This is a genomic window from Paenibacillus sp. FSL H8-0168, from assembly GCF_038592955.1.
Classification (GTDB): domain Bacteria; phylum Bacillota; class Bacilli; order Paenibacillales; family Paenibacillaceae; genus Paenibacillus; species Paenibacillus polymyxa_B.
Map to the genome: position 1 here is coordinate 2,731,915 of NZ_CP151948.1, position 14,467 is coordinate 2,746,381.

The following is a 14,467-nucleotide window of genomic DNA, read 5'->3' on the forward strand; positions in this document are numbered from 1 at the left end:
TTTACAAAAATCATTAAAAATTTACAAACAATGCCTGATTTTTAAACAAAAAAGGGTATTGTTTGTGTGTATAATATTTTTATACATTATAACGTCATACTTTAATTTTTTGTGTTTATAATAACATAAAAAATGACATATACATTTTTTTCTTATTAAAGGAATTTAAAAATATTGACATTTTTATAGTCCATATTTATTATGTAAATAAAATATTTCACATTTAATAATTACTTATGGAAAAACATCCTGTATGACCTCAGCAATTTCTCACCACATTCATCTTTGATGCTGAATTTTAGGTTCCAAGCCTGAAATTCCAGTATACTCCAAGGTTTTTTACACTTCCAAGTCTACTCACACACCTGACTTTTGATCTCAATCACACCACGAATGGAAACTCCATAACCAATTCACTTTTACAAGTCGATTACTGTTTTTTTGGAAATCCGTTTTGTTTCTTTTTGCTGCATCTATCTCTACATCTCGATGTCTCCATACATATGTACATTAACACCTGAATCGTAAAAACATTTTTGTTTTGCCACATCTTTGTGGGGAGGAAAGGGGTTTGGTATGAATCGCATTGCTTTGGTTTTTCCAGGACAAGGTTCTCAGTATGTAGGAATGGGAGCGGCATGGCATAGCGATTTTAATGAAGCGGATCGTTTGTTTGAAGAGGCTGCTGATATTTTGGGATATGATCTGAAAGCTTTATGCATGGCAGGTCCGATTACCCAGCTATCCAGAACATTCTATACTCAGCCTGCACTGCTTACGATCAGCGTCATTGCATTTCGGCGTTATATGCATGAAATCGGGATGATCCCTGAATTTTCAGCAGGTCATAGCCTGGGTGAATATTCAGCGCTGGTAAGTAGCGGTGTTCTAGCCTTTGGCGACGCTTTACGACTGGTACAAGAGCGGGGACGCTTCATGGAAGCAGCCGCAGAGGCCGGTCTGGGCAGCATGATTGCCATTCGCGGAGCTGAGTTGAACGCCGTGGAAGAATTCTGTCGTCTGCACTCCACAGTCGATCAGCCTGCTGTCATTGCTTGTTACAATTCGCCCAATCAGTATGTCGTCTCTGGTCATCATACGTCGGTAGCTATGGTAGCTGGCAAGTTAGAACAGCGGGGAGCCCACATTACTCGCTTGCAGGTTAGTGGTCCTTTTCATAGTCCGCTTATGCAGCATGCTGCGGACAGGCTGACCATCGAGCTGCAAAAATACACTTTCCATGAAGCGCTGTGGCCCGTGATCTCCAATGTGACCGCTCTGCCATACCCCGATGTTGACAGCATCCGTCAAGGATTGATTTTGCAAATGACTCACCCGGTTCGCTGGATTCAAACCATGCAGTATATGGCGAATCGCGGCGTGGAACAAGGCATCGAGTTAGGTCCACGAACGGTGCTGAAAAATTTGGTGAAGGAAATAAACACTACCATTGAATTTCTGTCCGTGGATAGAGACTTGGATCGCGTTGAACTGGAACGCCGCTTCTCAATTCGTGATTGGGTTGCTCGTTCCCTTTCACTGGCGGTATCTACCCCCAATGCCAATTGGAATGAAGATGATTATCGAAAGGGTGTTATTTTACCTGTTCAAAGACTGGAAGAATTACTTCGAAGCTCTGAATCAGGGAGCGGTTCACCTCCTGCTTTTGAGCAAAGACAGGAGATTTTGGAGTGTATTCGCCTGGTGTTGCAAACCAAACAGGTCTCCGAAGGAGAGCAGAAAGTAATGCTAGAGCAATTGAGGAGGGATCAGGATGGAACAGTTTCAAACTTTAACTGAAATCATTCAAGACCGTGCAAGCCGGGATGAGAACGGAATCACCTTTATTTCTGGTGATAAACAAGAGGAATACGTATCCTACTGTAAACTTCTGGAGCAAGCATCACAGGTACTTTATGAATTACAGGAAAAAGGGATACAGCCTGGCGATGAGCTGATCATGCAGATCGACGACAATCATACCTTTGTGAATGTATTTTGGGGTTGCCTACTCGGTGGAATCGTCCCTGTTCCTGTAAGCATAGGGAATAATGATGAGCATAAAATGAAATTGTTTAAAATCTGGAATACACTTTCCCGCCCTTATATGATTGCAGATGACAAGGTATTGGAACAGTTAGAAAAATACTCGCACCAGCACGAACTGCTGGATTCCTTTGAGCCCGTTAAAAAAGCGACTTTTTCAAGCCATATATTCGATTATTCCAATCAGAGTAAAGGTGTTGCCCATATACCCAAACCGGAGGATTTAGCTTTTATCCAATTTTCCTCAGGTTCTACAGGTGATCCCAAAGGAGTCATGCTGACGCATGAAAATTTGGTTTACAATATTCGGGATATTGCAAATCAAACGGGCATGAGCTCCAAGGATGCTTATTTGGGCTGGATGCCGCTTACGCATGACCTGGGATTGATCGCATTTCATTTAACCTGTGTGATCGCTAATGCCAAGCAGTTGATTATGCCAACGGCACTTTTTATCAGACGCCCGTCTTTATGGCTAAAAAAAGTATCGGAGCATAAGGTGACTCAAATATGCTCTCCCAATTTTGGATATAAATTTTTTCTCGATCAGTATAAACCCGAAACAGCAGCTAACTGGGATTTGTCAAGTGTCCGTATGATCTTAAATGGAGCTGAGCCCGTATCTGTGGAGCTTTGTCATGGGTTTATGGATGCAATGAGTGTTCACGGTTTGAATAAAAATGCGATGTTGCCTGTCTACGGGTTGGCAGAGGCAAGCGTGGGCGTTTCCTCTCCACCTCTGGACAAAAGTACGTTTATCCCCATTCATTTGAATCGACAGCAGTTACACGTAGGTGAACCTATAGAAGAAGTGGACAAGTCCGACAAGCGGTGTCTTACTTTTGTGGATTTGGGGTATCCGCTGGCTAGTACCTCTGTCCGCATTTGCGATGAACAAAATCAGGTGCTCGAAGATGGGGTGATTGGACACACACAGATCCGCGGCAAAAATGTGACATCCGGATACTATAACAATCCAGAGGCTACCGCGAAGGTCAAAACAGAGGATGGCTGGCTTATCACCGGCGATTTAGGGTTTATGCGGAACGGCCGCCTGACTATTACCGGTAGAGCCAAGGATATCATTTTCGTGAACGGACAGAATGTCTACCCGCATGACATCGAGAGGATTGCCGAGGAACTGGATGGCGTGGATCTCGGGAAAGTAGCTGTGTGCGGTGTACATGATGCGCAGACCAGGCAGGATCGTATTGTTGCCTTTGTGATGCATACGAAAAAGATAGAGCATTTTGTACCGCTTGTACAAAAGCTGAAAAGCCATCTGAATTACCGGGGAGGCTGGAATATTCAGGATATAGTTCCGATACGGCGTATTCCTAAAACAACCAGTGGAAAGGTTCAGCGCTTCAAATTAGCCCAGAGTTATGAGCAGGGCGAATTTAATGAGATATTGACAGCACTGGCTGAGGCCACGCAAACCGTGCAAGCAGCTGAGCGTGCAGTCTTGCCTCAAGGAGAGATAGAACAGAAGCTGATTGGAATCTGCCAGGATATTTTAAATGTAAAATCGATCGGGACGGACGATAGCTACTTTGATATCGGAGTGACTTCCTTGCAGCTCGTTCAAATTGTGGACGTGTTGGAGGATCAATTAGGGATTCATATTGAGGTGACGGACTTCTTTTCCTATCCGACCATCGCCAAGCTTGCTGCATATATCTCTAGTCAGGGCATGAGCAGCGATCCGGCTGCAACAGCACAGTCCGAGGCCAAGGAGGAAGCAAATGTCCGGGATATCGCCATCATCGGCATGTCAGGCAAGTTTCCTCAAGCGGAAACATTGGAGCAGTTTTGGGCGAATGTGGCATCAGGGGCTGACAATATCGGCCCGTACAGCGATGAAAGAAGAAAAGATGCCGAAGATTTCATTTCCCGTCTGAATACGAAAGGACGGAATATGCAAATTGCAGAAGGCGGCTATTTGGATGAAGTAGACAAGTTCGATTACTCCTTCTTTAAGCTGACTCCACGGGAAGCCTCACTCATGGACCCGAATCAACGGTTATTTCTACAAACAGCCTGGAGCACGATTGAGGATGCGGGGTATGGGGGGAAGCAACTGGCAGGCCAAAAGGTCGGCGTGTATGTTGGCTTCTCCAAAACCAGCTTCGAATACGAGCGTTTGTTGTCCGAGGTGGAACCGGGCGCGCTGCCGAACTTTGCCATTGGTAATTTATCATCCATTATTTCCAGCAGGATTGCCTATTTGCTCGATCTAAAAGGTCCGGCGCTAACCATTGATACAGCATGCTCTTCATCACTCGTGGCAGTGCATTTGGCCTGCAAATCCATCCTTAGCGGAGACTGCGACATGGCCTTGGCTGGTGGAGTGAAGACCATTTTGCTGCCGCTGAAAGCGGGCATTGGCATGGAATCCTCCGATGATCGAGCACGCGCCTTCGACGACCAGTCGGACGGAACAGGCTGGGGTGAGGGAGTTGGAGCCGTTTTCCTGAAGCCGCTGCGCAAAGCGGAACAAGACGGTGACAACATTTTAGCCGTGATCAAGGGAAGTGCTATCAATCAGGACGGCAGCACGATTGGTATTTCCGCGCCGAATGCGCTGGCTCAGGCAGAAGTGATTTTGCAGGCGTGGCGCGATGCACGGATTGATCCTGAAACGATAAGTTATATCGAAGCACATGGCACCGGAACCAAGCTGGGCGATCCGGTTGAGATTGACGGCATTACCAATGCTTTCCGCAAGCATACACAGCGTAAGCAGTTTGTGGCGATCAGCACGGTCAAAACGAATATCGGTCATTTATACGAAGCCGCCGGAATTGCGGGCTTGATCAAATCCGTATTGTCCATGAAGCACCAACAGATTGCACCGCTCGTTCATTTTCGCACACCAAACCAGAAGATCCATTTTGAGGAATCCCCGGTATATGCCAATACGAAGCTGCGGGAATGGAAGACGAACGGTTTCCCGAGAAGAAGCGGGCTGAGTTCCTTTGGATTCAGCGGGACAAACTGCCATGTGGTGCTGGAGGAATATATAGCGAAGACGGAATCAGACCAAGCCTCAACGGACAGCAACAATAGATCATCACCACTGCTGCTGACCTTGTCAGCGCGGAGTGAATCCGCTTTGCACGAGCTGGTCGGGCAGTACGCAGAACGGTTCGGACGTGCGGAAGAACTCGTGATGCAGGATGTATGCTATACGGCTAACACAGGCAGAAGTCACCTGAATCACCGGATTGCTGTGACTGCCTCAGGGGCGGATGCGTTGAAAGCGAAGGTGCTTCAGTTGCACGAACAAGGCAGAGTCGTCGAAGGCGTATACACCGGGAAAGCGGATAGTACAGGTGGCGCAGAAATGGTCACTGGAAGCTTGGACACGTTGCAATCACTGGAGCAACTGGCTGCCAAGTATGTGCAAGGAGCGCAGATCGATTGGAATGCCCTTTATGCAGGTAAGCACTATAAAAAGGTTTCTCTGCCTACGTATCCATTCGAACGGAAAAGATGCTGGATTAACGTACCCGAACAGGTTCGAACGGAACAGAAGGTACCAGTTCATGAGAACTCAACAGTAAAGGAGTCTGGAATTATGGGGAACGAGTATTTAGCGCCAGCATCTGCTACCGATCAGCACAAATCATCTATTCTTCAAAAGTTAGCGAAAATGATCGGTAACGTGTCCCAACTCAGCCTGGAGGAACTGGAGCCACAAACACATTTTCTGGAGCTTGGGCTGGATTCCATTAATTTGTCCCAGGTTCGCCACAGTATCAAGGATACCTTCGGACTGGACGTTCCAATGAACGAATTTTTCGAATCGTTGACCACGCTGGAGCTGTTGGCCAGCTACGTAGCCGAGCGGGTGAGCATTTTCACTTCCGCTGAAACCCCGGTTCAATCTGTGGAAAATCGCCCAGAAACAACTCTGAATCAGGTTGATCATGCAGCTTTCCCGTTAACCCAACCGTCTCATGAATCCGCTGTTCCGGCTGCCACATCCGTTTATGCCATAGATACGGCTGGGCAAACACGGGCTCAAAGCTTTCCAATCGCTACAGCTTCTGCGGCTGTAGAGCGAATTTTGGAGCAACAGCTACATCTGATGTCACAGCAGCTCGATGTTCTCCGGCAACAGCCATCTGCATCCGTAATAGCTTCCGAGCCATTTAACCCGGAAACGGGCGTTTTGCTATCAGCAAGTAGTGAAGGTGCGCAGATCATCCGTACCGAATCCAAGCAGAAAGTCGCGGCTGCATTAGCACCAGCACCATCCGTAAAGGCTGTTTCCAAGCAGATAGGCAATGAAGCCAAGCCGTATACGCCTTATAAAAAGCTGGATGTTAAAGCACGTGAATTGCTTTCGCTCCGTCAGGAACAACACCTGCAAGAGCTGATTGAGCGCTACACGGCCCGTACGCGTAGCACCAAACAGTACACCCAGCAGTATCGCTCCGTATACGCCAATAACCGTAATGTGGCTGGTTTCCGGCCTGTTTTGAAGGAAATGGTGTATCAAATTGTATCCCAACGTGCAGACGGGTCTAAAATCTGGGATCTGGATGGCAATGAATATGTCGATTTGACGATGGGCTTTGGTGTAAATCTGTTTGGACATAATCCAGCCTTTATTCGTGAAAAAATTGAGAAAGAACTGAAGAACGGCATGTGTATTGGCCCCATGTCCAACATGGCTGGGCAAGTCGCCGAGCGAATGTGCAAGATGACCGGTGTGGAACGGATTGCCCTGTATAATTCCGGCACGGAAGCCGTCATGGTCGCGCTCCGTTTGGCACGTGCTGCCACTGGACGAGCTAAAGTCGTCATTTTTGCTGGCTCGTATCACGGTACATTCGACGGGGTGCTGGCACTGGGGAGCGCGGGTGATGACAAGGAGCATTCGACACCTCTAGCTCCAGGTATCTTGCAGCATATGGTGGACGATGTCGTCGTGCTTCATTATGGGGCGGACGATTCTCTGGATTATATCCGCACCCATGCGCATGAACTGGCCGCGGTTATCGTGGAGCCGGTACAAAGCCGCCGACCAGATTTTCAGCCTAAAGCCTTTTTGCAGGAAATTCGCCAGATAACGGAGCAGTCGGGTACTGCCTTCATTTTTGATGAAGTCATCACAGGCTTCCGGATTCAGCCCGGAGGAGCCCAAGCGTGGTTTGGGGTACAAGCCGACCTCGTGACCTACGGTAAAATCATTGGCGGCGGGTTGCCCATCGGCATCGTAGCCGGAAAAGCCGCCTTTATGAACGGGATCGACGGAGGCACGTGGAGCTTCGGAGACGATTCCTATCCGCAGCATGAGCAGCAGCGAACCTTTGTGGCAGGAACCTTCTGCCATCATCCGCTGGCAATGGCTGCATCCTTAGCGGTGCTGGATCATTTGGAGAAGCATGGCGAGCAACTGCAAAATCGCTTGAACAGCCGCACCTCGGCGTTAGCAGCGGAGCTGAACAGCTATTTCACTGACGAACACGTACCTATGAAGGTCGTTCACTTTGGCTCCCTATTCCGCTTCGTGCTCAAAGGCGATTTGGAGTTGTTCTTCTATCACATGCTGGACAAAGGCATCTATATCTGGGAGGGACGAAACTGCTTCTTGTCCACGGCCCATACCGAGGAAGATATTGCGCGAATCGTAGAAGCGGTCAAAGATAGCGTGAACGAGCTGCGTAAAGGGGGATTTTTACCGGACCCGCCCCCGAATGGAAACGGCCCGGGACCGGGAAAGCAACCTGTAACCGTACCTCCAGAGGCTGAAGCAGCAGAAACTATTATTGCGTTAACTCCAGAGCAAAAGCAGCTTTGGTTCGCTTCTGTTTCAGATCGAAGTGACTCTCAATCTTTACACGAAACCGCCTTGTTGCGGTTTCGTGGTCCACTTCAGCAGCAGGCGTTCAACCAAGCTGTCCAGACCATTGTAAACCGTCATGAAGCCTTACATATCTTTATGAGCGGCGATGGGGAAACTCAGGTGTTCGCTCCTGTGATGAAAGCGGAAATCCCGCTTCATGATTTTACCAGTTATCGCCCAGATGAACAGGAACAACATATCCGGGCATGGATGATCAAGGACAGTGAAACCCCATTTGCCATGACGCCAGGCGAGCCATTATTCCGGATTCATCTGCTGAAAATATCGGATGAAGAGCATCTGGGTGTTTTTACGTTTCATCATTTTATCGCGGATGGCTGGTCAATCAGTGTATTCATTCAGGAATTGGAACACATCTATTCTGCGCTTGTCCGACACGCTGACTACAACCTTCCCGATCCAGTACCTTTTCGGAATTACGTTGTTTGGCAGCAGGATCAATTGAAAGCAGGGAAAAAAGAGGCCCTTGCTTTTTGGTCGGCAGTGCTAGAAAAGCAGCAGCCTGTCCTCCATCTGCCATCTCCGGTGAGGGGAATACAAATTCCGTCTTCCAGAGGAAGCAGACATACCATAATGCTCGAAACGAAGCTCGTTAAACAATTGAGATCTGCCAGCATAAAGCTAGGCAGCAGTCTTTTTATAACGCTGCTGTCCGCCTTTCAGATTTTTCTACATCGCCTGACAGGGCAGCAGGAAGTAACGGTGGGGGTTCCCACCGCAGGACAATCCCATATGGACGCCTTCTCTCTGATCGGCAACTGTGTCAACTTGCTTCCGATGATCAGCGAAGTGCGTCCTGATGCTACTTTTACGGAGCATGTCCAAACGGTCAAAAAGCGCATGAATGAACTGGACAGATTTCAAAAGTATAGCTTTGCCGGACTCGCTGAGCTGGGGCTGAGGCATTTGCCTGTCATTAACGCTGTATTCAATATGGATCGACCGATTCCGCGTTTTCAATTCCATGGACTGGAAGCAGAACTCGTTGAGAATGAGGTGTCATTCAGCAAATACGAGTTGTTTTTGAACGTGACAGAGGCGCAGAAACAATTACGTCTTGATTTCGACTACAATTTGGATCTTTTTCAGCCAAACATTATCGAAGCCTGGTCAGGATATTTCCTGAATCTGCTGCATTCCATTGTAGAGGAAGAAGGGGCTCGCGTTTCTACGCTGACTTTACTCCGTGCGCCGGAGAACGAACAACTTCGAGCTGCATGGGCAGCAAATACCGATGCCAACGGAAACTATCTTTGCGTCCTCGATGTCTACAAGCATTTGGCACCTGTTGGGACAGCAGGGGAGGTGTATCAAGCCTCAGTAGCAGGTCTGTTGGGAACGACCCGGGAATGGGCTTACGTGGAAAACGATGGCAAGCTGCGGCATATTGGCAATTTGAATCGGACTATCCACATTCGCGGACATCAGGTTAATCTGGGGCAGTTGGAGAAACATCTACTGCAAACTTTCCAATTGGAGTCCTGCGCCATTACACCGCAAACGGACGAGGCTGGAAAAGTCTCATATATAACCGCCTATGTGGTCGCAAACGCATCGAAGCCATGGGAAGAAGACGCACTGAAAAAGGCTGTAATCGAAATTCTTCCAGATTATACGCAGCCTCGTTTTTGGATTCCTATGGATCATATTCCTCTTCTGCCGGATGGTCAGCCTGATCTACAGGCTTTGCCAGAGCCGGGACAAGCAAGTGTATTCACTAAAACACACACCGCTTCTGAGAACCACGGCGTAGAAGATCAACTCGTGAACATTTGGAAGGACGTTCTGAATGTAACGGATATCAGCTATGACGATAACTTTTTTCAACTGGGCGGTGATTCACTAAAAGCGACGGTCATTCTGTCGAGAGTCAATAAGGAACTGGGTGTACACATTCCACTTAGCCACATTTTTGAGCTGCAAACGATTGCAGAGCTGGCTACATATATTGCGGGTGGAACAAAGAAGACCTACGAACCAATTGTATCTGTGAAATCGCAAGCCTTCTATCCGGTATCTTCTTCCCAAAAGAGAATGTACGTGCTGGATCAGTTGGGAGGTGGAAAGGCCTATCATGTACCAGGTCAGCTTTTCATAGAGGGAGATCTGGAGGTTCCCCGCTTCATTGAAGCCGTTAGGGAAGTTATTTTGCGTCATGAATCCTTTCGGACGTATTTCGATCTGGAAGACGGAGAAGTGGTACAAAAAGTTCGGGACACGATTCCATTCGACATCCCGTGTACCCGCATTTCCAAGGAAGAAGCAAAACAGGCTCGGACCTTGTTTGTTCAGCCTTTTCACCTAGGAACAGCTCCTTTATTCCGCGCCGAACTGTACGAATTTATCGAAGGTGGCTTCATACTGTTAGTGGATATGCATCACATCGTGTCCGATGGTTTCTCCATGGCCGTGCTGCTGGATGAAATCATTCAACGGTATCAGGGCAGACAGCTTGCGAACATTCAGCTTCATTACAAAGACTTTGTTGCTTGGCAGAAGCAGCAGATCACTGACGACGCATTGCAAGCGCATGAATCATATTGGCTCCAGACCTTGAATGGCGAGCTTCCTATACTGAATATACCTACGGACTTTTCACGTCCACAAACACAAAGCTTTGAAGGTGACAGCTTGACCGTCACCTTGGAATCCAAACTTACTAACACACTCTACAAATTGGCCCAAGATACCGAATCTACGATCTTTATGGTACTTTTGGCGGCTTATAATGTCCTGCTGGGCAAATATTCTGGTCAAGAGGACATTATCGTGGGTACACCTGTTGCCGGAAGACGACATGTGGATACGCAAACGATGATTGGCATGTTCGTCAATACGCTGGTTCTTCGCAATCAGCCGCGATCTTTTTTAACGTTCCAATCCTTTTTGCAGAAGGTTAAGCAAAACTCGCTGCTGGCACTGGAGCATCAGGAATACCCGTTTGATGAGCTTGTAGACAAACTGGAACTGGTACGCGACGTAAGTCGAAACCCGGTGTTCGATACGATGTTCAGTTTGCAAAATGTCGGCACAGAAGTTTTGGAAACAGGAGGAATTCGTTTTAAACCGGAAGAATTCAACGCGGGTATATCCAAGGTGGATTTTTCATTGCATGTGACCGAGGAAAAAGAACGTTTGTCCTTCACTTTGGAGTATGGCACAAAGCTGTTTAAACCGGAGACCATCCGACGGCTGGCAGAGCATTTTGTGCGAATTTTGGAAACGGTGACGCAGGATGTCCGGGTACGGTTGGCCGATATTACGATCGTATCTGATGAAGAGAAGCAATTGCTGCTAACCGGTTTTAATGATACCGTCGTACCTTTCCCGTACCATGAGACAGTCCACGGGCAGTTTGAAAAGCAGGTCGTACAGACGCCGGATCATATAGCATTGGTGTTCGGAAATCAGCGGTTGACCTACCGGGAGTTGAACGAACGCGCTAACTCACTGGCACGGGTACTTCAAGCGCATGGTGTAGGACCCGATAAGCTAGTTGGTCTGATGGTGCAGCGTTCGGCGGAAATGATTATCGGTCTGCTGGCCGTGCTAAAAGCGGGTGGCGCTTATGTGCCTATCGACCCTGAATATCCGTCAGCCCGTATTGAATATATGCTGAGTGACAGTGAGGCTGCCGTACTCCTGACCAGTCGCGATCTGGTAGGAGAACACCATTACAGCGCCAACACCCTGTTTATTGAAGATGAGGAAGTATATCAAGGGGAAAGGACCAATCTGGAAGCCACTGCTCAGCCGGAGCATCTGGCTTACGTCATCTATACTTCTGGCTCAACCGGAAATCCGAAAGGAGTTATGCTCCAGCATCGCTCGGTGCTGAATTTTATTACAGGAATGCGTGAAGTGATCGACTTTGCAACGAACAAAACGATTTTATCGCTAACCACTATTTCGTTCGATATTTTCGTTTTGGAAGCGATTCTGCCGCTGCTAGGCGGAATGACCGTCGTGCTAGGCGACCGCCATCATCAGGTCGATCCTCAGGCACTTGGCGAACTGATTACTGCACATCATATTGACATGCTGCAAATGACGCCATCCCGGCTGCACATGCTGCTGAGTCATGAGGAAGGCTCCCGTGCGCTGCAAGGTGTACAGGAAATTATGGTTGGGGGAGAAGCGCTTTCACCCAGGCTGCTGGAGGCATTGCAGAAATTGAACGGCCCCCGTATTTATAACATGTATGGACCTACGGAAACGACGGTTTGGTCGGCAGTGCAGGAACTTACCCATGCCAATCAGATTGACATTGGACGCCCCATTGCGAATACGCACATTTATATCATGGATGCGCAGAACAGATTACAGCCAATCGGTATACCGGGCGAGCTATGCATTGCAGGGGAAGGGCTGGCCCGTGGCTATTGGAACCGCGAGGATTTGACGGCAGAAAAATTTGTGGATAATCCATTTTCAATAGGGACACGAATGTACAGAACGGGTGACCTCGCTCGCTGGAAAGCAGATGGAAATCTGGAGTTTATCGGCCGAATCGACCATCAGGTGAAAGTACGTGGATTCCGGATCGAACTGGGTGAGGTTGAAAATGCTTTGATGAGCCATTCTGCAATTCAAGAGGCTGTCGTCACTGTATATCAAAACAAAGAGCAAGAATCCGTCTTGTGTGCCTACATTGTATTGCATACAGAAGAAACACCAAGCTTAACGGTCATTCATGAACATGCCGCCAAGTTGCTCCCGTATTATTCGGTTCCGTCTTACTTCGTGTTTCTGGATCGGATACCGTTGACACCGAACGGAAAAACCGACCGAAAAGCATTGCCGGAGCCTGAAAAGCTATTCCGACCGGATGTGGCCTATGTAGCGCCACGAAATGATGTGGAAGAAGCTTTGGCCGCCGTATGGCAAGATGTTTTGAGACGCGATCAGGTGGGCATTCAGGATAACTTTTTTCTGCTCGGAGGCGACTCGATTAAAGCAGTTCAAGTCATCGCACGCATGCGTCTCCACGGGTATTTACTGGATATCCGACACATACTGGAGCATCCGTCCATTGAAATCCTGAGCGGCTATGCAGAAACATTGTCCCGTCCGATAGAGCAAGGTCCGATAGATGGAGAAGTACCACTGACACCGATACAACGACATCTACTCGATGGGTTTGAACGGCATCCAGCATCCGAGGCACTTCCTGCCGCAATGTCGGTACTGCTGTTGGCAAAGTCGGGCTTTGACGAGCAACCATTGCGAGCCGCATTGAAGAAAATCGTAGAGCACCACGATGCTCTGCGTCTTGGCTTATTACAACAGGCTGACGAGTCGGTTACGCAAGCTCACAAAGGACTGCATGAGGAGCTAATCACGCTGGAGGTACTGTCGCTTACGGGAACGGAAAGCGAAGCACGCAGCCACATGGAAGCTGAATGTCAACGGATTCAAAGCAGCCTGCGGCTGTTTGAAGGACCACGAGTTCGGGCAGGGCTTTTCCGTCTGGATAGCGGAGATCATCTTTTCCTTGCTGTAGACCCACTAGTGGCTGACGCCATTTCATGGAATCTTTTGCTCGAAGATCTGGCAACAGGCTACGGACAAGCTCTGGATGGGGAAACGATTGTTTTACCGGACAAAACGAACGCTTACCAAACGTGGGCAGAGCATCTTGAGCATTATGCGAATAGTAAAGAGCTGCTCAAGGAGCAGGACTATTGGAACAAGATAGAGTTGTCAGAGTGGAGAACGCTTCCCAAAGACCATGAAGTCATTACGGATTCTGGGTCGGAGAGACAAACACATCAGCTCCACCTGCAATTATCAACTGACGAAACCCAGCATCTGATGACACAGGTCAATCATGCCTATAATACCGTGCCGGAGGAAGTACTGCTGTCCGTACTGGGGCAAACAGTGTCCGAATGGTCAGGACAAGAACGGATTGCACTCTACGTGGAGAACCCTGGCCGAGAGCAGGCTGAAACAAATTCGCTGGATATCTCCAGAACGGTAGGGCAGTTTACGTCCGTGTATCCAGTTGTACTGGACATCAAATCTGCGGATGATATAGCGCTGTTGCTCAAGCGTGTGAAGGAAACGGTTCGGCAGGTTCCAAATCACGGATTGGGCTACGGTGCATTGAGATATCTGACCGAAGCCAGCAATCCAACGGATTCTAAACGTTTTCGTCATCCGGAAATTGGTTTCCGTTATATAGACTCCCCACACCCGGAATCGGTTTATTTTTCAATATCGCCGCTGCAAGCTGAAATTGGACCAGGTACCAAGAATGTGATTAATGGTTCATCTTATGCTCTTTATATGGATAGCCGGTTGGAGGACGGAAAATTAAGTATCCGTATATCCTATGACAGGAATGCATATGAAGAACGCACGGTCAAACAACTTTTCTCCCGCTTCGAAACACACCTGTTGAATACCATTCGTCATTGCCTTGATCAGTCCGGTCAGGAACTGACACCAACAGACGTAGGGGCAGATGATCTGGATTTGGAAGAGTTCGAAGAGATGAAGCATTTTTATGAAAGCCTATAAATATTCGATTGAGGGGGA

At 48.2% G+C, this 14,467-nt stretch carries 2 protein-coding genes; both read left to right on the top strand.

The features are described from left to right. Positions 1-576: 576 nt before the first annotated feature. Complete coding sequence (gene fabD, locus MHI21_RS12560) at positions 577-1,800, top strand: ACP S-malonyltransferase (protein ID WP_341161438.1); 1,224 nt, start codon at positions 577-579, stop codon at positions 1,798-1,800. Further along, positions 1,775-14,449 carry an amino acid adenylation domain-containing protein gene (locus MHI21_RS12565; protein ID WP_342420127.1) on the top strand — a complete coding sequence of 4,225 codons (12,675 nt, stop codon included), beginning with the start codon at positions 1,775-1,777 and terminating at the stop codon, positions 14,447-14,449. Before fabD ends, MHI21_RS12565 begins: the two co-directional genes overlap by 26 nt. Positions 14,450-14,467 lie beyond the last annotated feature (18 nt).